This is a genomic window from Candidatus Pantoea multigeneris (genome assembly GCF_011752615.1).
In the GTDB taxonomy this organism is placed as follows: Bacteria; Pseudomonadota; Gammaproteobacteria; order Enterobacterales; family Enterobacteriaceae; genus Pantoea; species Pantoea multigeneris.
Genome location: NZ_VWXF01000002.1, coordinates 16,652 through 40,050 on the forward strand (window position 1 = coordinate 16,652; position 23,399 = coordinate 40,050).

General features: G+C 52.9%; 21 protein-coding genes. 4 read left to right on the forward strand and 17 right to left on the reverse strand.

The features are described from left to right. Nucleotides 1-27: 27 nt before the first annotated feature. The 15 genes from rnhB to rpsB all read right to left on the reverse strand — a co-directional run bounded on the left by rnhB (nucleotide 28) and on the right by rpsB (nucleotide 15,121). Nucleotides 28-654: a ribonuclease HII gene (rnhB, locus tag F3J40_RS05755; protein ID WP_017348534.1), complete on the reverse strand. Its 627-nt coding sequence runs from the start codon at nucleotides 652-654 to the stop codon at nucleotides 28-30. After that, on the reverse strand, nucleotides 647-1,795 hold the full coding sequence (gene lpxB, locus F3J40_RS05760; RefSeq protein ID WP_167012952.1) for a lipid-A-disaccharide synthase: 1,149 nt from the start codon (nucleotides 1,793-1,795) through the stop codon (nucleotides 647-649). Before lpxB ends, rnhB begins: the two co-directional genes overlap by 8 nt. A gap of 3 nt (nucleotides 1,796-1,798) precedes the next feature. Further along, entirely contained in the window at nucleotides 1,799-2,587 is a 789-nt protein-coding gene (gene lpxA, locus F3J40_RS05765; protein ID WP_017348532.1) for an acyl-ACP--UDP-N-acetylglucosamine O-acyltransferase, read from the reverse strand. A gap of 3 nt (nucleotides 2,588-2,590) precedes the next feature. After that, nucleotides 2,591-3,046 carry a 3-hydroxyacyl-ACP dehydratase FabZ gene (gene fabZ, locus F3J40_RS05770; protein WP_017348531.1) on the reverse strand — a complete coding sequence of 152 codons (456 nt, stop codon included), beginning with the start codon at nucleotides 3,044-3,046 and terminating at the stop codon, nucleotides 2,591-2,593. A gap of 154 nt (nucleotides 3,047-3,200) precedes the next feature. After that, nucleotides 3,201-4,226: a UDP-3-O-(3-hydroxymyristoyl)glucosamine N-acyltransferase gene (gene lpxD / locus F3J40_RS05775; RefSeq protein WP_167012953.1), complete on the reverse strand. Its 1,026-nt coding sequence runs from the start codon at nucleotides 4,224-4,226 to the stop codon at nucleotides 3,201-3,203. A 3-nt stretch (nucleotides 4,227-4,229) separates the two neighbouring features. After that, nucleotides 4,230-4,730, reverse strand: coding sequence for an OmpH family outer membrane protein (locus tag F3J40_RS05780; RefSeq protein ID WP_167012954.1), 501 nt, complete (start codon nucleotides 4,728-4,730; stop codon nucleotides 4,230-4,232). A gap of 95 nt (nucleotides 4,731-4,825) precedes the next feature. Beyond that, nucleotides 4,826-7,231 carry an outer membrane protein assembly factor BamA gene (bamA, locus tag F3J40_RS05785; RefSeq protein ID WP_167012955.1) on the reverse strand — a complete coding sequence of 802 codons (2,406 nt, stop codon included), beginning with the start codon at nucleotides 7,229-7,231 and terminating at the stop codon, nucleotides 4,826-4,828. Between the two features lie 51 nt (nucleotides 7,232-7,282). Further along, nucleotides 7,283-8,632 (reverse strand): sigma E protease regulator RseP, encoded by a 1,350-nt coding sequence (rseP, locus tag F3J40_RS05790; protein ID WP_167012956.1) that lies wholly within the window; start codon nucleotides 8,630-8,632, stop codon nucleotides 7,283-7,285. A 12-nt stretch (nucleotides 8,633-8,644) separates the two neighbouring features. Beyond that, the gene (cdsA, locus tag F3J40_RS05795) at nucleotides 8,645-9,502 is read right to left on the reverse strand and encodes a phosphatidate cytidylyltransferase (protein WP_017348526.1); all 858 of its coding nucleotides are present in this window, start codon (nucleotides 9,500-9,502) and stop codon (nucleotides 8,645-8,647) included. Nucleotides 9,503-9,520: 18 nt separating this feature from the next. Beyond that, on the reverse strand, nucleotides 9,521-10,273 hold the full coding sequence (gene ispU / locus F3J40_RS05800) for a (2E,6E)-farnesyl-diphosphate-specific ditrans,polycis-undecaprenyl-diphosphate synthase (RefSeq protein ID WP_017348525.1): 753 nt from the start codon (nucleotides 10,271-10,273) through the stop codon (nucleotides 9,521-9,523). A 174-nt stretch (nucleotides 10,274-10,447) separates the two neighbouring features. Further along, nucleotides 10,448-11,650 (reverse strand): 1-deoxy-D-xylulose-5-phosphate reductoisomerase, encoded by a 1,203-nt coding sequence (gene ispC / locus F3J40_RS05805; protein WP_167012957.1) that lies wholly within the window; start codon nucleotides 11,648-11,650, stop codon nucleotides 10,448-10,450. 124 nt (nucleotides 11,651-11,774) lie between these two features. Continuing rightward, complete coding sequence (gene frr, locus F3J40_RS05810) at nucleotides 11,775-12,332, reverse strand: ribosome recycling factor (RefSeq protein WP_026042713.1); 558 nt, start codon at nucleotides 12,330-12,332, stop codon at nucleotides 11,775-11,777. A gap of 143 nt (nucleotides 12,333-12,475) precedes the next feature. Next, on the reverse strand, nucleotides 12,476-13,201 hold the full coding sequence (pyrH, locus tag F3J40_RS05815; protein WP_017348522.1) for a UMP kinase: 726 nt from the start codon (nucleotides 13,199-13,201) through the stop codon (nucleotides 12,476-12,478). 166 nt (nucleotides 13,202-13,367) lie between these two features. Continuing rightward, nucleotides 13,368-14,219: a translation elongation factor Ts gene (gene tsf, locus F3J40_RS05820; RefSeq protein ID WP_017348521.1), complete on the reverse strand. Its 852-nt coding sequence runs from the start codon at nucleotides 14,217-14,219 to the stop codon at nucleotides 13,368-13,370. A gap of 179 nt (nucleotides 14,220-14,398) precedes the next feature. Then, nucleotides 14,399-15,121 (reverse strand): 30S ribosomal protein S2, encoded by a 723-nt coding sequence (gene rpsB, locus F3J40_RS05825; RefSeq protein ID WP_036646198.1) that lies wholly within the window; start codon nucleotides 15,119-15,121, stop codon nucleotides 14,399-14,401. Between the two features lie 360 nt (nucleotides 15,122-15,481). Between rpsB and map the strand changes: the two genes are divergently transcribed. From map to F3J40_RS05845, 4 genes are all read left to right on the forward strand, one after another. Next, on the forward strand, nucleotides 15,482-16,276 hold the full coding sequence (gene map / locus F3J40_RS05830; RefSeq protein WP_017348519.1) for a type I methionyl aminopeptidase: 795 nt from the start codon (nucleotides 15,482-15,484) through the stop codon (nucleotides 16,274-16,276). A gap of 68 nt (nucleotides 16,277-16,344) precedes the next feature. Further along, entirely contained in the window at nucleotides 16,345-18,999 is a 2,655-nt protein-coding gene (glnD, locus tag F3J40_RS05835) for a bifunctional uridylyltransferase/uridylyl-removing protein GlnD (protein ID WP_167012958.1), read from the forward strand. A 58-nt stretch (nucleotides 19,000-19,057) separates the two neighbouring features. After that, the gene (dapD, locus tag F3J40_RS05840; RefSeq protein ID WP_017348517.1) at nucleotides 19,058-19,882 is read left to right on the forward strand and encodes a 2,3,4,5-tetrahydropyridine-2,6-dicarboxylate N-succinyltransferase; all 825 of its coding nucleotides are present in this window, start codon (nucleotides 19,058-19,060) and stop codon (nucleotides 19,880-19,882) included. A gap of 218 nt (nucleotides 19,883-20,100) precedes the next feature. Continuing rightward, nucleotides 20,101-20,493, forward strand: coding sequence for a DUF3461 family protein (locus F3J40_RS05845; RefSeq protein WP_017348516.1), 393 nt, complete (start codon nucleotides 20,101-20,103; stop codon nucleotides 20,491-20,493). 85 nt (nucleotides 20,494-20,578) lie between these two features. Here F3J40_RS05845 and F3J40_RS05850 read toward each other — a convergent pair whose 3' ends face one another. After that, nucleotides 20,579-21,724 carry a sugar diacid recognition domain-containing protein gene (locus F3J40_RS05850; RefSeq protein WP_167012959.1) on the reverse strand — a complete coding sequence of 382 codons (1,146 nt, stop codon included), beginning with the start codon at nucleotides 21,722-21,724 and terminating at the stop codon, nucleotides 20,579-20,581. 182 nt (nucleotides 21,725-21,906) lie between these two features. Next, on the reverse strand, nucleotides 21,907-23,346 hold the full coding sequence (gene degP / locus F3J40_RS05855; protein ID WP_167012960.1) for a serine endoprotease DegP: 1,440 nt from the start codon (nucleotides 23,344-23,346) through the stop codon (nucleotides 21,907-21,909). Nucleotides 23,347-23,399: the final 53 nt, after the last annotated feature.

Here is a 23,399-nt window from a genome sequence, read left to right on the forward strand (position 1 = left end):
GGTTTCCGGTTAAACAAACGCAGGCTATTAAAGCGCAGTCGTCTGGCTGGTTGCCAATACTTCGGCATCAATCAGGGCATTACGTACCGGCGCAAAGCTGCGGCGATGATGAGGAGTGGCACCATGTTGCGACAGACGCTCCATGTGCAGTGCAGTCGGATAGCCCTTGTGCTGGGCAAAGCCGTACTGCGGGAACAGCAAATCCAGCTCGGCCATTTCACGATCGCGTGTGACTTTCGCCAGAATCGATGCGGCACTGATTTCTGCTACCAGGCTGTCGCCTTTTACCACCGCCTGCGAAGGCATCGGAAGTGCCGGACAACGATTTCCGTCAATCAGGACATACTCTGGCACCAGCGACAAACCTGCCACTGCGCGCTGCATCGCCAACATGGTGGCCTGCAGAATATTAATCTGATCGATCTCTTCCGGTTCCGCGCGGCCAAGGCTCCAGGCCAGCGCTTTTTCTTTGATCTCATCAAACAGCGCCAGACGGCGTTTTTCCGACAGCTTTTTCGAGTCCGCCAGGCCTTTAATCGGGTTAGCCGGATCGAGGATCACCGCTGCGGTAACTACCGCGCCCACTAATGGCCCGCGTCCGACTTCGTCCACGCCGGCAATCAGACGTGCCTGTGGGTAGATAAACTCAGACATTTGCTATCTCCAGCACCGCATCCGCAGCCTGCTCATCGGCATTCCAACGGATCTGTTGATGTAATTCATTAAATGTTGCGAGCAGTGCATCGCGATCGGGGCCGCTGTGCAACAACGGCTCAAGCGCCGCCGCCAGTAGATCCGGCTGACACTCGTCCTGGAGCAGCTCTTTGACCAGCTCACGCTTCGCCAGCAGATTAGGCAGCGAGACATACGGCGTTTTTACCAAACGCTTTGCCAGCCAGAAGGTGAATGGCTTCATACGATAGCCAACCACCATCGGACACTTCGCCAACATGCACTCCAGCGCAGCAGTGCCAGATGCCAGAATAGCGGCATCGCTGGCAATCATCGCGTCACGCCCCTGTCCATCCAGCAGATGCATGGGCAGTTCAGGAGCCACTTCCGCTTTGATGCGCTCAAACTGCTCACGGCGCTTCGCATTCACCAGCGGGACCACAATCTCTAACTGGGGATAGCGCACGCGTAGAATTTGTGCGGCTTTCAGGAAGTCCGCGCTGAGCATTTCTACTTCGGCATTACGGCTACCCGGCAGCAAGGCAAGACAGAGAGCATCTGGCGCAATCGACAGACGCTGGCGTGCAGCCTGCTTATCCGGTTGCAACGGCATGGCATCTGCCATGGTGTGGCCGATAAAACGGCACGGCACGTTATAGCGATCGTAAAAGGCTTTTTCAAACGGCAGGAATGCCAACACCATGTGCGTGTTGCGGCCAATTTTGAAAACACGCTTTTGTCGCCACGCCCACACCGAAGGACTGACGTAATGCACGGTACGGATACCGGCACGTTTCAAACGCCCTTCCAGCGTCAGATTAAAATCGGGTGCATCAATGCCGACAAAGACATCGGGTTGCAGCGCAGTGAAGCGCTGCGTCAGGTCACGGCCGATTTTCATCAACCGCGGCAAGCGACCGAGCACTTCAACAATGCCCATCACCGCTAGCTCTTCCATCTCATACCAGGCTTCACAGCCCTCGGCCTGCATACGCGGGCCCGCAACACCGACAAAGCGTGCTTCAGGATGGCGTGCTTTGATAGCACGAATGAGACCTGCACCAAGAATATCGCCGGAGGTTTCTCCGGCGACCAGGGCTATCGTAAGGGGACGCACTGACATGGATTAGCGAATTAATCCACGGGTGGAACGGTCAAAGAAGTCGTAGAACGGCTGAACTTCGCTGTGCTGTTTTGCCAGTTCTTCGATTTCAGGTTTGACTTCATCCAGTGTTCTGCCGCTGCGGTACAACAGTTTGTAGGCGTTACGAATCGCGTGCAGCGCTTCTTTGCTGAAACCACGACGCTTCAAACCTTCAATGTTGATACCAAATGGCGTCGCGTGGTTGCCTTGAGCAATCACATACGGCGGTACGTCCTGGGCAACGCCAGAACAACCACCCACCATTACGTGAGCACCAATGGTGCACCACTGGTGAACTGCCGTCATACCACCGATGATGGCGAAATCATCCACGGTAACGTGGCCGCCCAGTGTAGCGTTATTCGCGAAAATACAGCGGTTACCCACAATACAGTCATGTGCAATGTGCGCATTAACCATCAGCAGGTTATCGCTGCCAATCCGGGTGACGTTGCCGCCCTGCACCGTACCACGGTGAATAGTCACGCTTTCACGGATACGGTTACGGTCGCCGATTTCGACACGGGTCGGTTCGCCGACGTATTTCAGATCCTGATTCACCTCGCCGATAGAAGCGAACTGGAAGATCTGATTATCTTTCCCAATACGCGTATGGCCATTGACCACCACATGGGATTTCAGAAATGTCCCTTCACCAATCTCCACATTTGCCCCGATGAAACAGAAGGGACCGATGTGCACGTTGGGCCCGATAATGGCCCCATCCTCAATGACAGAACTTGGATGAATGCTGGCGGTTGAATCAATCACAGATTACGCCTCCCGGCTGCGGGCACACATCATGGTGGCTTCACAGACAATTTTACCATCAACGGTAGCAACGCCTTTAAAGCGCGTAACGCCACGACGGGTTTTCTCGAATGTGACTTCCATAATCATCTGGTCGCCTGGTACTACAGGGCGTTTGAAGCGAGCATCATCGATACCTGCGAACAGGTACAGTTCACCAGGTTCCAGTTTGCCGACGCTCTTAAACGCCAGAATGCCTGTGGCCTGAGCCATAGCTTCAAGAATCAGTACACCCGGGAAAATCGGTTTACCAGGGAAGTGGCCCTGGAAAAACGGCTCGTTCACGGAAACATTCTTAACAGCTTTTAAGTACTCGTGGTCTCGCCACTCCAGAACGCGATCTACCAACAAAAACGGGTAGCGGTGTGGCAATAGCTCAACAATCTCTTCAATGTTCAGAGTATGAGTTTCAGTTGTCAAAATACTCTTCCTGTCCTAAAAAATGCGGATGACATCAATAACACGGCCTGCACAGATCAAAACGATCGTTCGCAGGCCGCAAATCAGCTCAATATTCCTGGCTTCCGCGCTTAGCATCATTATTATGAAAAGCCGGTCAGTCGTGGGATGGCGCTTAGTCGTCTTTGCCGACTTTACGCTCGATGGCTTTTAAGCGTTTGCTTATCTCATCGATATTCATCACCAGCGCAGCAGTTTTGCGCCAGGTTTTGTTGGGTTGCAACGGAATGCCCGAAGAGTATACCCCAGGTTCCGTGATTGGCCGCATTACCATTCCCATACCGGTTACGGTAACTTTGTCGCAGATCTCCATATGGCCGTTAATGACGCTGGCACCGCCAATCATGCAATAACGTCCAATTTTGAGACTGCCGGCCATAATCACACCGCCAGCAACCGCAGTGTTATCACCGATCACCACGTTGTGGGCGATCTGACACTGGTTGTCTATGATAACACCATTGCCGATCAGAGTGTTATCCAGAGCACCGCGATCAATGGTGGTACAAGCGCCAATTTCGACGCGATCGCCGATAATAACGGCACCTAGCTGAGGAATTTTAATCCAGTTGCCACGGTCGTTGGCGTAACCAAAGCCATCGGCACCAATGACTGTGCCTGACTGGATCAGGCAATCTTGCCCAATCTGAATCTCATGGTAAACCGTCACGTTGGCCCACAGGCGAGAACCGCGACCAATCCGAGTTTTCTTACCGACAAAACAACCCGCACCAATGACGACGTTATCACCCAGTTCCACGTCGGATTCGATCACCGCGTTGGCGCCAATCGAGACGTTGTTGCCCAATTTGGCAGTGGGATCGATAACCGCACTCGGTGCAATGTTCTGGGCCGGCTGTGGCGTTGTATCCAGCAGCTGCGCCATACGAGCATAGGTAAGATAAGGATTTTTAACGACCAGGGCAGCCGTGTGGCACCACGCCAGATCTGCTTCCGTCAGCACCACAGCCGAGGCATGGCACTCAGCGAGCTGCTCGCGGTAGCGACTGTTAGAGAGAAAAGTAATTTGGCCAGTTACTGCGGATGCCATAGAAGCAATGCCGGAGATGGCGATATCGCCATCTCCGTGCAATTCTGCATCCAACTGCTGGGCTAATTCAGCGAGTCGAATCGAAGACATTAATTATTTAACCTGTTTTACAACGTCAGCAGTAATGTCTTTTGCATCAGCAGAGGAGTACAGCACTGCCTGAGAATCCAGAACCAGATCGTATCCACCGCTCTTCGCTACAGACTGAACTGCGGTCTGAATTTTTTGCAGCAGCTTGGTACGCTCTTCGCCCTGACGCTTCTGGTTGTCTTGTTCGAAAGCCTGCGCTTTCTGTTCAAAAGCAGCGCGCTCAGAAGCAATCTGCTTCTCTTTTTTGGTGCGGTCGCTGGCTTTCATGGTTGAAGCATTACGCTGCAGATCCTGGATTTCACCCTGGATTTTATTCTGCTGAGCCTGAAGGTCAGAAGCACGGCCTTTGAACTCATTTTCCAGCTGCTGAGCAACAGTAGCACGCTGTGGAGACTGCTGGAAAACCTGACCCAGGTTAACAACAGCGATTTTTTCAGCAGCTTGTACGCCAGCAGATGCTGCGAATGCAAGACCCAGAGCAGCGGCACAGAACAACTTTTTCACTATAAACTCCTTACCCTCAACGTGTGTGTTTGCAGCGGCAGCATAGTATAGCTGCACGCATGCAAGACGGTATTTACACTTCCCTGCTCAGAGCTTTACCAGGTTTTACCAATGTTAAACTGGAACTGCTCTGATTTATCTCCCTCGACTTTCTTAATGGGCTGCGCATAGGAGAAGACCAACGGTCCTAGCGGAGACATCCATTGCAATGCAACACCCGAGGATACGCGAATATTGTTTGGATCGCTGTAGTCAGGAATACCTGCAGCACGGGTTTCTGCCGTGTTCTGCCATTTGGTATCCCAAACCGTACCTGCATCAAGGAATACAGAAGTACGCAACGAGTTAGCATATTTTTCGCTGACGAACGGCGTTGGCGTAATCAGCTCAAGGCTGGCCGTCGCCATCGCGTTACCGCCCACGGCATCATCGGATTTACAGATCGCATTCGAGCCGGAGCAGGTATACGAACTGTCATTATAGTAGGCAGCTTTAGGACCAATGGTATTGGACTGGAAGCCGCGCACAGAGCTGGAGCCGCCCGCATAGAAGTTCTCGTAGAACGGCATCTCTTTGCCGCCGAGACCGCCGCCATAACCAATACGGCCACGACCCAGAATAACCCAGGTGTGATCGCGGTTAAGCGGAACATACTGCTGCGTATCCAGCGTTGCTTTATAGAAGCTGTTATCTGAACCCGGGATCGTGATTTTTCCGTTCAGGTTGGTACGGTTACCTGCCGTCGGGAAGAAACCACGGTCCAGCGTGTTATAGGTCCAACCGTAGTTGAACGTGAAGTCATCGGTCGTGTAAGTACCACGACTATTGATGCCCTGCGCATGACCTACAGAGTCGAGATAACGCCACATCGCAATTTGCGGCTGCATGTTCGACAGGCTGTTGTGCGTCCAGCCAAGGCCCGCACGCAATGAGTTGTTCTCATTGATTGGGAAGCCCAGCGTACCGTCTAAACCATAACTCTTGTTGGTATAGTCGGAGAGATCCGCATCATCAGCTTTAAAGTCGTTGTAGAACAGGCGTCCGCCCAGACTTACACCATCCACGGTGAAGTACGGGTTGGTCATCGACAGTTCAGCATAGGTCTGGTAGTCGTTCTTGGTTCCGCTAATACCCACGGTATTACCGGTGCCAAGCCAGTTATCCTGCGTCACGCCAACCTGGAAGCTCACACCACTTTCGGTGCCGTAGCCCACGCCGAAGTTGAACGTACCGGTGTTGCGCTCTTTAACTTTGTAGACAACATCAACCTGATCCGTCGTACCTGGTACGCGCTGCGTATCAGTATCAACGGTTTCAAAGTAACCGGTACGGTTGAGGCGCTCTTTACCCTGATCAACCAGGTCGCTCCCCAGCCATGCCCCTTCCATCTGGCGCATTTCACGGCGCAGCACTGCATCTTTTGAGGTGTCGTTACCTTCGAAACGTACTTTACGCACGTAGTAACGATTACCTGCATCAACGCTGATATGCAGTTTTACTGTTTTATCTGCGTCATTGATTTCAGGCTGCGTCTGCACGCGTGGATAGGCGTAACCATAACGGCCAAGCAGTTTTTTGATGTCATCTTCCATCTGCGTCACTTTGGTGCCGTTGTACAGCTCACCGTTTGGAATGTGCGTCAGATGTTCGATTTCAGCGGAGTGACCCGCCATATCACCGTTCACAATCACACCGGCAATCTTGTACTGATCGCCTTCGGTGATGTTTACCGTGATATAAATGCCTTTTTTATCCGGCGTCAGGCTGACCTGCGTCGAATCGATATTGAAGCGGGCATAACCGCGATCGAGGTAGAAGCTGCGCAGGGTTTCGAGATCCCCAGCCAGTTTCTGCTTCTGATATTTGCGATCGCCAACCAGGTTCCACCATGGCACTTCATCGCGCAGCTGGAAGCGTGAAATCAGCTCATCAGAGTTGAACGCTTTGTTGCCCACAATGTTGATCTGCTGAATCTTGGCAGACACACCTTCCTGGAAGACGAATTTCAGATCTACACGGTTACGCGGCAGCGGTGTCACAATCGCTTTGACGCTTGCGGTATATTTACCGACGCTGTAGTAGAAATCCTCCAGCCCTTTCTCAATGGAAGAGAGCGTGGTGCGATCCAGAGCTTCACCTACACGGACACCAGAAGCTTCGAGGTTCTGCTTAAGCTGATCCTCTTTAATGGCTTTGTTACCGCTAAAGGTAATGCTGGCAATGGTGGGGCGTTCCTTGACCTCGACGATCAGGGTAGTTCCGTCGCGTAAGACCTGTACATCTTCAAAGTTGCCGGTCGCAAACAGAGAACGGATGGTGTTGCGGATGTCATCATCGCTCACCGTGTCCCCTACGCGAACTGGCATACTCAGCAGAGCCGCGCCGACGGCGACTCGCTGCAAGCCTTCGAAATGAATGTCTTTCACCACGAAATTGTCTGCACCGTAAACGGTGGCGCTGCTAAACAGCAGCGACGCTATGAGCAACTTTTTCATCGCCATCGTTATTATGCGTTTTCCTAACACATCCCGCGTCTGTCCGCTTTCCCGCTGTTACAGACGTGAGAAATCATTGAAAAGTGCAAGCCCCATTAACAGCACCAGTAAAACCGAACCAATGCGATAACTGAAGTCCTGAACTCGTTCGGACACCGGTCCGCCTTTGATCTTTTCGATCGCCAGGAACAGTAAGTGCCCACCATCTAATACCGGCAATGGGAACAGGTTGATGATGCCCAGATTGACGCTAATCAACGCCAGGAACATCAGGTAATAAATCAACCCATACTCTGCTGACATCCCGGCACCTTGCGCAATCGAAATTGGCCCACTCAGGTTGTTCAGCTTTACATCGCCTGTGATTAACTTGCCCAGCATGGTGACTGTCAACTTCATCAGTTGCCAGGTTTTCGCCGTTGCTTCGCCAATAGCGGAGAACGCGCCATACTGCCTGACCGTTTTGTACTCTTCTGGCAGAGGAATCACCCGAGGGATTACCCCAGCAAAACCTGTGTTATGTGCTTTGGCGTTCGCTTCTGGCGTCATCGTTAGCTGCAACGACTCCCCTTTACGATCCACCTCCAGCGCCATGTTCTTACCGGCGCTGTCACGCACCTGAGTAACAAAATCCTGCCACTGCGTTAAAGACTGACCATCGACTTTAACGATCCTGTCGCCCGCTTGCAAACCGGCTTTACTGGCAGGTGAGTTAGCTTGCACTTCCGCCAGTGTAGTTTCAATTTGCGGGCCACGAGGACGCATGCCCATTGACGTTACGGGGTCCTGCTTATCTGGCTCAAACTGCCAGTGACGGAGATCCAGTGTCTTTTGCTGGGTTGCGCTTTCACCAAACTGCGCCACCGTAACTGTGGTCGAAGTGTCACCGATTTTACCAATCAGCGCCATTCGCACTGCATCCCAATCAGGCGTTTCGATACCATCTACGGCTTTAAGTTCCATCCCGGACGTAATTTGCGCTTCCGCCGCGATAGATCCGCCGCTAATTTCAGCAATAACCGGGCGAACACCCGGCACACCGTGGATGAACACCACCCAATAGGCAAAAATAGCAAAAATGAAATTAGCGATGGGGCCCGCCGCAATCACAGAAGCGCGCTGCCAGACAGGTTTATTGTTGAAGGCTTGATGACGCAGCTCTGCCGGAACGCTTTCGACGCGTTCATCAAGCATTTTGACGTAGCCGCCAAGAGGAATCAGGGCAATAACATACTCGGTGCCTTGCTTGTCACGGCGCTGCCATAACGCTTTGCCGAACCCAATCGAAAAGCGTTCAACACGAATCCCACAGCGACGTGCCACCCAAAAATGACCAAACTCATGCACGGTGATCAACACGCCCAGTGCAATGATAAAGGCCGCAAAACTCCAGAGTATGTTCAACATATTCGCCTGTCCTTAGAGAGTATGGAAGACCAGCAACAGCAGGCAGGCAAACACCGGCACAGCAGCCGTCAGGCTATCAATACGATCGAGAATGCCACCGTGACCAGGAATTAAATGACCACTGTCCTTAATACCCGCTTCACGCTTGAACATGCTTTCTGTCAAATCGCCCAGTACAGAGGCCAGAGCAGCAATTACAGCGCAAATCACCAGCGTCGTCGCGGCAATCGTCAACGGCGCAAACAGGGCGAATAGCCAGGCAATCAGTGCGGAAGAGAGTAACCCGCCAAGGAAGCCTTCCCAGGTTTTACCCGGTGAGACTTTCGGTGCCAGCTTGTGTTTGCCAAACAGCTTGCCAAACATATAGGCACCAGAATCTGCACCCCAGACCAGGAACATAACGAACAGCAGCCACCATGCACCTGCAAAGTGGTCGATGTCATAGTGATACTGACGCAGGGCAATCATGCCCCAGAAAAACGGCACCAACGTAAGAATGCCGAACAGCAGACGCAACGGACGGGAATGCCGCCACAGCGCCGCAGATGAAGGGTAAGTAAGTACTAACAGCAGAGCTGCAATCCACCAGGCCAGTGAAGCCCACAGCGACATAGCGACCTGAGGCAAATGCACATCACGCTGATACGGTGGGAGCATAAACAGCATCCCAGCCAAGAGCAGACCACACAACAGTGCCAGCCAGATACGCTGCTGACGTGTTGCTAATCCGGCCAGTTGCCCCCATTCCCAGGCGGCAAGCATACAGATGATAATGGTTGTAATCGCAAAGCCAACAATGGGTAACCAAAACAGCGCGGCGATCACCAGCGGAATAAGAATCAACGCGGTAATCAAACGAGACTTCAGCAAAGGTTACCCCCAGTGTGCTCAGGCACCGCCAGGCGCTGCGCCACCATAACGGCGCTCCCGCAGAGAGAATGCATTTATTGCACCTTCAAAAACATGTTCATCAAAATCAGGCCAGAGAACATCGCTAAAGTAAAACTCCGCATAGGCGATTTGCCACAGCAGGAAATTACTGATCCGATGCTCTCCCCCGGTCCTTATTACTAAATCCACTGGCGCCAGCTCCTGCATGCAGAGATGCGGAGCCAGATGTTCTTCCGTGATCTGGTCAGGACGCAGTAACCCTTCCTGTACCTGCTCCGCCAGTTTTTTGGCACCCTGGATAATATCCCAACGACCACCGTAGTTAGCAGCGATGTTGAGTGTCAGTCCATTGTTTTGCTGAGTTAACTCTTCAGAGCGACGAATCCGCTCCTGGATACGCGTATTGAAACGGCTGGTATCCCCGATAACTCGCAAACGAACGTTATGTTTATGCAGGTTCTTTACTTCGCTGTCGAGCGCCCAGACAAACAGCTCCATCAGCGCTGAGACTTCCTGAGACGGGCGGCTCCAGTTTTCACTGCTGAACGCATAGAGCGTGAGCGCCTCAAGATTATTGCTTACCGCGAAGCTGACCGCGCGACGCACAGCTTTAACGCCTGCGCGATGCCCAGAAATACGCAGTTTGCCCCGGTTTTTTGCCCAGCGGCCGTTGCCATCCATAATGATGGCCACATGACGCGGTCCACTTCCGTGCAGGTCATCAGTTTTGTTGTGATTGTTGGACGACATAACGCGTTATCAATTCCTTTCATCAGAAATACTGTGGTTTCTGAATACATTGCGCCTGGTAAACATCCCGACAACAACCCCACGGCACCCACCCTATCCGGTGCTACGCCATCAAATGAGAGCCAGCGACTATACCATTATCACCCGAATCGAACAAATAGCAGGGGCGTGCGCCTACCCTGCCAGCGAAAATCGCGGCAGCAACGCCTCTGCCGCCATTCGAGCCTGACGGTCAATTTCAATCACGGCTTCCACCGACTCCGGCTCCGCAGACACCACTTTCGCCAGCACCTCACTGTTCAGGGCGGCAATATCCGTGAACCGGATCTGATGGTTGAGGAAGGCAGCCACAGCAATTTCATTGGCTGCATTCAGGGTGGTTGTCGCCACCTGCCCTGTGTCACAGGCATCAATTGCCAGCTTCAGGCAGGGATAACGTGAAAAATCCGGCTCCGCGAAGGTCAGAGAGGCCATTCGCGTGAAGTCCAGTGGTGTCACGCCAGCCTGAATGCGCTGAGGCCATGCCATGCTGTGGGCTATCGGCGTTCGCATATCGGGTGAGCCGAGCTGCGCCAGTACACTGCCATCGCAGTAGCGCACCATCGAGTGGATGACCGATTGCGGATGCAATATGACTTCCATCTGTGCTGCACTGGCGTTAAACAGCCAGCGGGCTTCAATGTATTCGAGACCTTTATTCATCATGGTGGCCGAATCAACGGAGATTTTACGCCCCATTGACCAGTTCGGATGCGCACAAGCTTGATCCGGTGACATCGCCGCTAAATCCTGCAGTGGCGTGTCACGAAAAGGGCCACCCGATCCCGTAAGGATAACCGACTCAATGCCGTTATCTCGCAGGTCAGCGTATCCTAACTGATGCTGGATGGAAGCCGGTAAACTCTGAAAAATCGCGTTATGTTCGCTATCAACCGGTAACAACTGGGCCTGGTGCTGTTGCACGGCCTCCATAAATAAACGGCCGCAAGTGACCAGTGATTCTTTATTCGCCAATAGCACGGTTTTACCCGCGCGGATCGCCGCCAGAGTAGGCAGCAGGCCCGAAGCACCGACAATCGCCGCCATCACCTGATCGACGTCATCCAGGGCTGCCAACTCGCAAGCGGCCTGAACGCCGGAGAGCACTTCAGTATCAAGATTGAGTGCTCTCAGTCGTTCACGCAGAGCCACAGCAGAGGCTTCATCCGCCATTGATGCGTAGCGTGGCTTAAAGGCCAGACACTGTTCAGCCATCACCGCGACGTTTTGTCCGGCGACCAAAGCGACAACCTGGTAAAGATGGGGATTCTGGCTGACTACCGAAAGCGTGCTGACACCGATAGAACCGGTTGAGCCGAGGATTGTGAGTCGCTTCATGTGGCTATCCATGTAGGGGGAAAAACAGGCCTTTTTTGCAATCAGGCACAATGTAAAACGCCGCAAGAGAGCACATTCTTATGAACAGCTTTCTGTACGGCGTTTTGGGCAGAACCTGACGGGATTAGAAATCCATCAGTTCCTTCTCTTTTTCAGCCAATGCAGCATCAATCAGTTTGATGTAGGCATCGGTTTTTTTCTGGATATCATCTTGCGCACGACGTTCGTCGTCTTCGCTGATCTCTTTATCTTTCAGCAGCGCTTTGATCTTGTCGTTAGCATCACGACGAACGTTACGCACAGAGACACGACCCTGCTCGGCATCTGCACGAACAATTTTGGTCAGGTCTTTACGACGTTCTTCGGTCAGTGCTGGCAGCGGAACACGAATGTCAGTACCGGCTGAGCTTGGGTTCAGACCGAGGTCAGAAGCCATGATAGCTTTCTCAACGGCGGCGCTCAGAGAGCGATCAAACACGTTGATTTTCAGTGTACGTGAATCTTCAACCGTCACTGACGCCAACTGACGCAGTGGGGTTGGCGTGCCGTAGTAAGAAACCACAATGCCGTCGAGTAAAGCAGGCGAAGCACGACCAGTGCGCACTTTGCTGATGGTATTTTTGAACGCTTCTACGCATTTTTCCATGCGTACGTAAGCATCTTTTGTAATATCGTTAATCACGTTGAAACCCTTGGATTCGGTTTGACCTGGCCATTTCCGGCCGTGCCGGAAGCGGTATCGATAGCTATCGATCATCCTGAACGGTGCGTTGTGCCTGTGCCCAACGCACCCAGAATATACCCTATTTTATGCTGTGGCGGGTATTAATGCGTAATCAGAGTGCCTTCTTTTTCACCCATCACTACGCGGCGCAGTGCGCCAGGCTTGTTCATGTTGAAGACGCGAATCGGCAGTTGATGGTCACGAGCCAGCGTAAACGCCGCCAGATCCATCACTTTCAGCTCACGTTCGAGTACTTCAGCATAAGTCAGTTGATCGTACAGGGTTGCATCCGGATTTTTTACTGGATCGGCAGAATAGACGCCGTCAACTTTAGTGGCTTTCAGCACCACATCCGCTTCGATTTCAATGCCGCGCAAACATGCAGCAGAATCAGTAGTAAAGAACGGGTTACCCGTACCTGCTGAGAAAATCACGACGCGGTTATTACGCAGCAAGCTGATCGCTTCAGCCCAGCTGTAGTTGTCACAAACGCCGTTTAATGGGATTGCGGACATCAGGCGTGCATTCACATAGGCGCGGTGCAGTGCATCACGCATTGCCAGGCCGTTCATCACGGTTGCCAGCATTCCCATGTGGTCGCCTACTACGCGGTTCATACCAGCTTGTGCCAGGCCTGCGCCACGGAACAGGTTGCCTCCACCGATCACTACGCCAACCTGAATACCCAATTCAACCAGCTCTTTGACCTCCTGCGCCATACGGTCTAATACGCTTGCGTCAATGCCAAAACCTTCAGCGCCTTGAAGGGCTTCGCCACTCAGTTTTAACAGGATACGTTGATAAACAGGTTTCGCGTTGGTCGCCATGGTCGATTCTTCCTGGAAGATATGATGAATAGGAGCAATAAATCTGGTCAATCATCCACTTAGTGCAACGGAATTGCTAGTGGGAGGAGACTGAAAAAAATCTGATAATTGGCTGGAGCCAACCACAGACAAAAAAGAACCGCCTTCTGGCGGTTCTTTCAGAGCATTAAGACTGCTTAGACATTGCAGCAACTTCTGCTGCGAAGTCAGCTTCAACTTTCTCAATGCCTTCACCCACTTCGAAGCGGATGAAGTTAATCACGTCTGCGCCCTGCTCTTTCAGAGCCTGACCAACGGTTTTAGCAGGATCGATAACGAAAGCCTGACCAGTCAGAGAAACTTCGCCGGTGAATTTCTTCATACGGCCTTCAACCATTTTCTCAGCGATTTCTTTAGGCTTGCCTGACTCGATCGCGATGTCCAGCTGAATCTGGTACTCTTTCGCTACCACGTCTGCAGAAACGTCTTCTGGCTTAACGAATTCTGGCTTGCTTGCAGCAACGTGCATTGCAACTTGCTTGCTCAGTTCTTCGTTAGCACCAGTGGTAGAAACCAGAACGCCGATACGTGCGCCGTGCTGGTAAGAGTTCAGCTCTGCACCTTCCAGGAGAGCAACACGACGGATGTTGATGTTCTCACCGATTTTAGCAACCAGTGCAACGCGCTCTTCTTCGAACTGCGCTTTCAGAACTTCAACGTCGGTGATTTTGCCAGCAGTTGCTGCATCCAGAACTTTGTCAGCAAACGCCTGGAAACCGCCATCTTTTGCTACGAAGTCAGTCTGGCAGTTTACTTCCAGAATCACGCCATAACCGTCAACGATTTTGGTTTTGATCACGCCATCAGCAGCAACGTTGCCTGCTTTCTTAGCGGCTTTGATTGCGCCAGATTTACGCATGTTCTCAATTGCCAGCTCGATGTCGCCGCTCGCTTCAGTCAGCGCTTTTTTGCAGTCCATCATGCCTGCGCCAGTACGCTCACGCAGTTCTTTTACCAGTGCTGCGGTAATTTCAGCCATTCCATAATCCTCGATTCGTCTCTGGGTGTATTCACACTGTCAGAAACTTGTTGCGGAAAATTTACTCTGCCCCGCGAACCACAGCCCGCGTGACAGGGTGAGATAAAATAAAGGGGCCTTCGCGGCCCCTTAGCAGATCACATCTGAAGTCTAAGGGCTCTCAGAAAGAGCAAACCTTATTAACCTTCTAAGGCAGCTTCTTCAGCCTGCTCAGCCAGGTCCTGTGAACGGCCTTCGCGCACGGTGGTCGCAACGGCAGTCAGGTACAGGCTTACAGCACGGATTGCATCGTCGTTACCAGGGATAACGAAATCAACACCGTCTGGATCAGAGTTGGTATCAACGATAGCAAATACTGGGATACCCAGGTTGTTTGCTTCTTTGATCGCGATGTGTTCGTGATCAGCGTCAACTACGAACAGTGCATCCGGCAGACCGCCCATGTCTTTGATACCGCCCAGGCTGTTTTCCAGCTTGGCCAGTTCACGAGCACGCATCAGTGCTTCTTTCTTGGTCAGTTTGTCGAAAGTACCGTCCTGAGACTGAGTTTCCAGATCTTTCAGACGTTTGATTGACTGACGAACGGTTTTCCAGTTGGTCAGCATACCACCCAACCAGCGGTGGTTAACGAAGTACTGGTCACAGCTCAGAGCTGACTCTTTGATAGCTTCGGCAGCAGCGCGCTTAGTACCAACGAAAAGGATTTTGCCTTTACGTGAAGAAATCTTCTGCAACTCAGCCAGAGCTTCGTTGAACATTGGTACAGTCTGCTCGAGGTTGATGATGTGAACCTTGTTACGAGCGCCGAAGATGAATGGCTTCATTTTCGGGTTCCAGTAACGGGTCTGGTGACCGAAGTGTACACCAGCCTTGAGCATGTCGCGCATTGAAACAGTTGCCATGATTACCTCTAAAGTAAGATTGGGGTTGGGCCTCCATGTATCCCATACAACCGACCTCTTTCAAGGCACCCCGGCGTATGTGTCGATACATGTGTGTTTTAAGACACAATTGAGATTTTTGGTAATGGCTACCCACCAGTGGTGTGCAGCACACATTACTCAGATTGCGTTTCCTGCGAAGTCTTACGACCGCACAGAGAATCGTCGGCGCGCTTTATACCATAATGAGCAGTAATACGCCAATCATTGTTCACCCGACGTCCGCAGGCTGTGAACTGTTTGGCAGCCCTTTTTCAGACTGCTAACATAACAGCACAGCATTAATTATTGCCCAAAAAAGCGGCACTGCGGATGAATTTAATGGCAATCTCACTCAAGACCCCTGAAGAAATCGAAAAAATGCGCGTGGCTGGCCGCCTGGCGGCGGAAGTGCTGGAGATGATCGCTCCCCACGTTAAGCCTGGCATTTCCACCGCCGAGCTGGATCGCCTGTGCCATGAGCACATTACTCAGCAGCAGCAAGCCATCTCTGCTTGCCTGGGCTATCACGGCTTCCCGAAATCCGTCTGTATCTCAATCAATGAAGTGGTCTGTCACGGCATCCCAAGTGATGACCGTCTGTTAAAAGATGGCGATATCGTCAACATTGATGTCACCGTGATCAAAGATGAATACCACGGCGACACGTCAAAAATGTTCATCGTGGGTAAACCGACCATTTTGGGTGAGCGCCTGTGCCGCATTACTCAAGAGAGTCTTTATCTGTCACTGCGTCTGGTGAAGCCAGGCATCCGCCTGCGTGAACTGGGTCGCGCCATTCAGCAATTCGTTGAAGCACAGAACTTTTCTGTGGTGCGCGAATACTGTGGCCACGGCATTGGTAAAGGTTTCCACGAAGAGCCACAGGTTCTGCACTACGACACCGATGATGGCGGCGTCGTGCTGCAGGCGGGCATGACATTTACCGTAGAGCCAATGGTCAATGCTGGTGATTACCGCATCCGTACCATGAAGGATGGCTGGACGGTGAAAACCAAGGATCGCAGCTTGTCGGCGCAATACGAGCATACTATTGTGGTGACTGATAACGGCTGTGAGATCCTCACCCTGCGCAGCGACGACACCATCGAAAGAGTGTTAGTCAACGAGGGGTGATCTTCTCCTGATTTGCTAAAAGCCGGCCCCGAGCCGGCTTTTTTATGTCATTTGACCAGGAATACTGAATGAGCGCGATCCTCACTGATGAAGTAAGAAAAGGGTTAAAAGACTCTGCGGCCCACTGGGATGATGACAGCCTGACACGGGATCAGCTCAAACAGCGGCTGGAACACTTTAATCATCTGCTGGCCACCGCGTTTGATGCGGGTGAGCCCGTGGAAAATCTTATCGCTGCTCGTACCCGCTATATTGACCGTCTGTTACGCCGCCTGTGGCGCTTTTTTGGCTTCGATGCCCTCCCTGCGATAACGCTGGTCGCGGTAGGCGGTTATGGCCGTGGCGAACTACACCCGCTGTCTGATATCGATATTCTGATCCTCAGCCGCACACCGCTGGATGAGGAAGCCGCAGCGCAGACCAGCGCCCTGTTAACCCTGATGTGGGATCTCAAGCTGGAAGTGGGTCACAGCGTACGCACGCTTGAAGAGTGCCTACTGGAAGGCCTCTCTGACCTCACTATCGCCACCAACCTGGTGGAGTCCCGCATGTTGAGCGGGGATGTTGCACTGTTCCTTGAGATGCAGAAAAACGTCTTCAGTGATGGCTTCTGGCCTTCAGCCCAGTTCTTTGCCGCAAAAATTGATGAGCAAAATGAACGCCATCAGCGCTATCACGGCACCAGCTACAATCTGGAACCGGATATCAAAAGCAGCCCCGGTGGGCTGCGCGATATTCATATGTTGCAGTGGGTCGCGCGGCGGCACTTTGGTGCCACCACCTTAAGTGAGATGGTGGGTTTTGGCTTTCTGACCGAAGCAGAGCGTAATGAACTGAACGAGTGTCAGCTCTTTCTCTGGCGTATCCGTTTTGCGCTGCATCTCACCCTCACTCGCTATGACAACCGCCTGCTGTTTGATCGCCAGCTGACCGTGGCACAACGCCTGAAATACCAGGGCGAAGGCAACGAGCCGGTTGAACGTATGATGAAGGATTTCTACCGCGTCACGCACCGCATTGGCGAGCTGAATCACATGCTGCTCCAGCTGTTTGATGAAGCCATTCTGGCGCTCTCTACCACGGAAAAGCCGCGTCCACTGGACGATGAGTTTCAGCTACGTGGCAGCCTGATTGACCTGCGCGATGAAACGCTGTTTGTCCGCGAGCCAGAGTCAATTTTGCGCATGTTCTACGTGATGGTGCGTAACGAAAATATCAGTGGGATCTACTCCACAACGCTACGGCACCTTCGCTTCGCGCGTCGCCACCTGGCGCAGCCGCTGTGTCAGATCCCGGAAGCGCGCCAGCTGTTTATGGCGATTTTGCGCCATCCGGGTGCGGTGCGCCGTGCGCTGGTGCCGATGCACCGTCACAGCGTGCTATGGGCTTATACCCCACTGTGGGGGCATATCGTGGGTCAGATGCAGTTTGATCTGTTCCATGCCTACACCGTGGATGAACACACCATCCGCGTGCTGCAAAAGCTGGAAAGCTTCGCAGATGAAGCCACCCGCCCGATGCACCCGCTGTGTGTTGAACTATGGCCACGCTTGCCCCAGCAAGAGTTACTGCTCATGGCTGCTCTGCTGCACGATATTGCGAAGGGCCGCCACGGCGATCACTCCATTCTCGGTGCGCAAGATGCCATTGAATTCGCAGAGCTGCATGGGCTGAACTCACGCGAGATGCAACTGGTTGCCTGGCTGGTACGTCATCACCTGTTAATGTCTGTCACCGCGCAACGTCGCGACATTCAGGACCCGACCGAAATTCAGCAGTTTGCTGAAGTGATGCAAAACGAAAACCGCCTGCGCTATCTGGTGTGTTTAACCGTGGCCGACATCTGCGCCACCAATGAGAGCTTGTGGAACAGCTGGAAACAGAGCCTGTTGCGCGAGCTGTTCTTCGCCACCGAAAAACAGCTGCGTCGCGGTATGGAAAACAGCCCAGACCTGCGCGATCGCGTCCGCCATCACCGCCTACAGGCACTGGCCCTGTTACGCATGGATAACATCAACGAAGAGCGCCTGAATGAAATCTGGCGACGCTGCCGGGCCGAATATTTCCTGCGTCACACGCCGAACCAGTTAGCGTGGCATGCACGCCATCTGATGGATCATGACCTGAATAAACCGCTGGTGTTGGTTAGCCCGCAAGCCACGCGCGGCGGCACGGAAATCTTCATCTGGAGTCCAGACCGTCCTTATCTGTTTGCCGCCGTGGCGGGTGAGCTCGATCGGCGTAATCTCAGCGTGCACGATGCGCAAATCTTTACCAGCCGGGATGGAATGGCAATGGACACGTTTATTGTGCTGGAGCCGGATGGCAGCCCCCTGGCGGCGGATCGCCATCTGATGATTATTCAGGCGCTGGAACAATCTATTGCCCATACCGAGTGGGTGCCTCCGCGCACGCGCCGCGCCTCTTCGCGTCTGAAACACTTCAGCGTAGACACCGAAGTTAACTTCTTGCCTGGCCACACAGACAGACGGAGCTACCTTGAACTGGTGGCGTTAGACCAGCCTGGTTTGCTGGCACGCGTGGGTGAAGTGTTCGCTGATTTGGGCGTCTCGCTCCATGGCGCGCGGATCAGCACCATCGGTGAACGCGTAGAGGATTTGTTTATTCTGGCAAATAGCGAACGCCGCGCACTTGACGCTAAAATGCAGGCGGTATTGCAACAACGGTTGACAGAAGCCCTTAATCCAAACGATAAAGTGTGATCCAGATTCACGTCCGGTACAGGCCGGACATTCGCTAAGACAGACTCAGGAAATAATTATGCAACAGTTACAGAGCGTTATTGAAACTGCCTTCGAGCGCCGTGCCGATATCACGCCAACCAGCGTTGATACCGTTACTCGTGAAGCCATTAACCAGGTTATTGCCCTGCTGGACAGTGGTGCACTGCGCGTCTCTGAAAAGATCGACGGCCAGTGGGTAACGCATCAGTGGCTGAAGAAAGCCGTGCTGCTCTCTTTCCGCATCAATGACAATCAGGTCATGGAAGGCGCAGAAACGCGTTTCTACGACAAAGTGCCAATGAAATTCGCTGGCTGGGATGATGCTCGCTTCAAAGAAGCTGGCTTCCGCGTAGTACCACCGGCAGCGGTTCGTCAGGGTGCATTCATTGCACGTAACACCGTACTGATGCCTTCTTACGTCAACATTGGCGCCTACGTTGATGAAGGCACCATGGTTGATACCTGGGCGACTGTGGGTTCATGTGCTCAGATCGGTAAAAACGTTCACCTGTCTGGCGGCGTTGGCATCGGCGGCGTACTGGAGCCACTGCAGGCTAACCCAACCATCATCGAAGATAACTGCTTCATCGGTGCACGTTCAGAGATCGTTGAAGGTGTCATCGTTGAAGAAGGTTCTGTGATCTCAATGGGCGTTTACATCGGCCAGAGCACCAAAATCTTTGACCGTGAAACTGGCGAAGTTCACTACGGCCGCGTACCTGCTGGCTCCGTGGTGGTTTCAGGTAACCTGCCTTCTAAAGATGGCAGCTACAGCCTGTACTGTGCCGTGATCGTGAAGAAAGTTGACGCGAAAACCCTCGCGAAAACCGGTATCAACGAACTGCTGCGCACCATCGACTAAGCCTCTCCGACGGGTTGTTTACAGCCCGTCATCTTTTCTTTACGTGAATATCCCGCCAACCTGCTTCGCTGCGCAAATTAACTGCTGCGTTTGTTTTTTATCCAGGTCATAATCCGCGCCAGCTAACTCCCCGCGCGCTGTCATTGTGAAATTTAGAGCTACAGTTATTGGGTAGCAGAGTGCAATTGCGCGCCTCTCAATGATGATGGAATGAAATTATGTATGACAATCTGAAGAGTCTCGGCATCACCAATCCGGATGATATCGACCGCTATAGCCTGCGTCAGGAAGCCAATAACGACATCCTGAAAATCTACTTCCGCAAAGACAAAGGCGAGTTTTTTGCCAAAAGCGTAAAATTCAAATACCCACGCCAGCGCAAAACGGTGGTGTCCGATCACGCCAACCAGGGTTACAAAGAAGTTCAGGAGATCAGCCCGAATCTGCGTTACATCATCGATGAGCTGGATCAGCTGTGCCAGCGCGATCAGGTTGAAGTGGATCTGAAACGTAAGATCCTCGCCGATCTGCATCACCTCGAAAGCGTTGTCGCGAACAAGATCGCCGAAATCGAATCCGATCTGGAACAGCTGACGCGTAACGGGCGTTAATCTTGCCAGGGATGCGCGCCCCGCCATCCCCGCTTATTGCTGTGCGGTTGTTTGATCGCCTTCTATCAAACAACCGCACGGGATATTACTCATCCAGTTGCAACGCCACATACAGCAACAGACGATCATCAAAATCGGTCAGATCCAGACCGGTCAGCTCCGATACCCGATTAAGCCGGTACTCCAGCGTATTACGATGAATAGATAACGCGCGCGCGGTCGCGCTAGGCTGTACGTTAAAGCGAAACCAGGTAATCAGCGTGCGGCGTAACAGCCCGTTGCTGTCGAGTTCTTTCAGGCGCGAGAGTGGCCGTGCCAGCTCGTTGGCCTGCCAGCCACCCCGCAAGTTATCCAGCAACACGGGTAAGACTAAATCCTGATAGAAGAAACCATGTGCCTCGGGCTGACGCTGCTTACCGACTCGCAAAGTGGTACGCGCGGTGCGCCAGGAGCGCGCAACGCTACCAGCACCCGTGAAATAGTTCCCCAACGCGAAACGCACACGCAGCGGAGATTGATCCTGCAACAGGCTTTGCCAGTGCTCAATCCGCTGGCGATGGCTATCCGCATCAAACTCGCCCGCACTGTTGAGTGCAGGCCGCAACACCACTAGCTCAGTCAACGAGACCAGCGTGCTCAAATCCCCAGCTTCGAGTGAATGCGGGAGGTGCTGTAACTGTTGCAATGCCGATAACACCGCATCGGCATCCTGCACATCACTCTCCACTTCAATCACAATTGCCACGCGCGGCAGACAGGGGTCAATACCGAGTAAATCGGCCCAGACCAGTAAAGAAGGCGCTAACTGATCGTGATGAATCAGGCTCAGCACTAACTCTTCACGCTGTCGACTCTCTTGCTGTTGTGCATTCAGGCGATGTGCCTGCACCAGCATCATTTCGGCCGTCATGGCCACTAGCTCAGCGTACTGGCGTAAAGAACCGGACTCACCGCGTAAGACAATCACGCCAGCCAGTTCGCTGTCGAGATGCAGAGGCAGACAAACTTCGGGCTGTTGAGTAAAAAAAGCCGCATCGGACTCATGGGAAGGGAGATGACTCCGCGCCAGCAAACGTAGCGCGCCTTCATGTAATTCCCCAATCTGCTCGCGGTCGCTACTGCCAATAATCCGGCCTCTGACATCCACAACCAGTACTTCACAATCAATAACCCTGACGGTACGGGCAATAATATCCTGAGCCAGACGAGCATCCAGGTGATAGCGAGCCATTTCTCACTCCCGAAAAAACAGCAAACACAAAGCATACGCGCCCGCAAAAACACTGGCATAACGCGGCTGCGTTTAACCTCAAAGTTTATGCGGGATATGTGGCAAAGGTCACACTATTTACGGGGTTAAGTATGACAGAAAAAAGGCGAACCGGAGTTCGCCTTGAGTACGCTAAAGGGAAATTACTGCATTAGCAGGTAAAGATTGCTATCGGCGCGCTTAATGTTCAGCGCCAGTACCGATGGCTTAGCGTCGAGGATTTTACGCAGCTCGCCGAGGTTAGCGATGGACTGCTGGTTAACGCCGACAATCACATCACCTTTCTTCAGACCGATGCGTGCAGCGGCAGTGCCCGGTTTAACGCTGTCGACCTGAACGCCTTTCTGGCCACCAGTGCTGATGTTGCTCAGCTCTGCGCCTTCAATGCCGGTATAGATATTGGCAGATTGCACTTTGTCTGCGGTGCTCTGTTGCAGCTCAACGGTCACTTGCACCGGTTTACCATCACGCAGCAGACCCAGCTCCAGCTTGGTGCCCACTGGCAATGAACCCACTTCAGCACGCAGGGCAGCAAAGCTGCTCAGAGGACGATTATTGAGTGAAACCACCACGTCCCCGGCTTTGATACCGGCTTTCGCCGCCGCAGAGTTCGGCAGCACCTGGCTGACAAACGCACCGCGCTGCGCGTCAACGTTCATCGCTTTTGCCAGCTCAGAGTTCAACTCAGTGCCCATAATGCCCAGTTCACCGCGTTTCACCTGGCCGTATTCGACCATCTGCGCTGACAGGTTTTTCACCATGTTACTCGGGATCGCAAAGCCGATACCGATATTGCCGCCGTCTGGTGCCAGAATCGCGGTGTTAATACCAATCAGCTCACCGTTGAGGTTGACCAGCGCGCCCCCTGAGTTACCCCGGTTGATCGCGGCATCGGTCTGGATAAAGTTCTCGTAATTTTCAACATTCAAACCACTACGACCCAGTGCCGATACGATACCGGAAGTCACGGTTTCACCCAGGCCATAAGGGTTACCGATCGCGACGGTGTAATCACCCACGCGCAGATTATCGGAGTCGGCCACTTTAATGGCTGTCAGGTTTTTCGCATCTTTCAGTTGGATCAGCGCAATGTCAGACAGCGGATCTTTACCGATCACTTTGGCATCGTAACGACGGCCATCGCTCAGCTGTACCTGAATTTTGGTGGCATTTTCTACCACGTGGTTATTGGTAACCACATAGCCCTTGTCGGCGTTAATCACCACGCCAGAGCCCAGCGCGCGGAATTTTTCCTGCTGGGTGTTGGAACCGCCGTCACCGCCACCGGCACCGCCCTGCTGGCAGACCGGAGAGCTCTGGAACGGAGAACCGTCCTGGCACAGCGGCGAGTTATCGCCAAAGAATTGCTGGAACTGCTGTGGCAAGCGCGGCGTTTTCACCGTGGTGCTGCCTTCAACACTGATACTCACCACCGAAGGCATCACTTTTTCCAGCATCGGGGCCAGGCTTGGCAGCTGTTGGCTGGAGGAAGAGGCACTCTCAGCGGCAAAAACCGTAACCGGAGTCAGCGCCATGCCAAGACTCAGCGCCAGCGCACTCAACATTAATGTGCTTTTTTTCATTTGTCTTTGTCTCTTCTGAATATAACGTCCAGACCATTGCTGCGGTCTCAGGT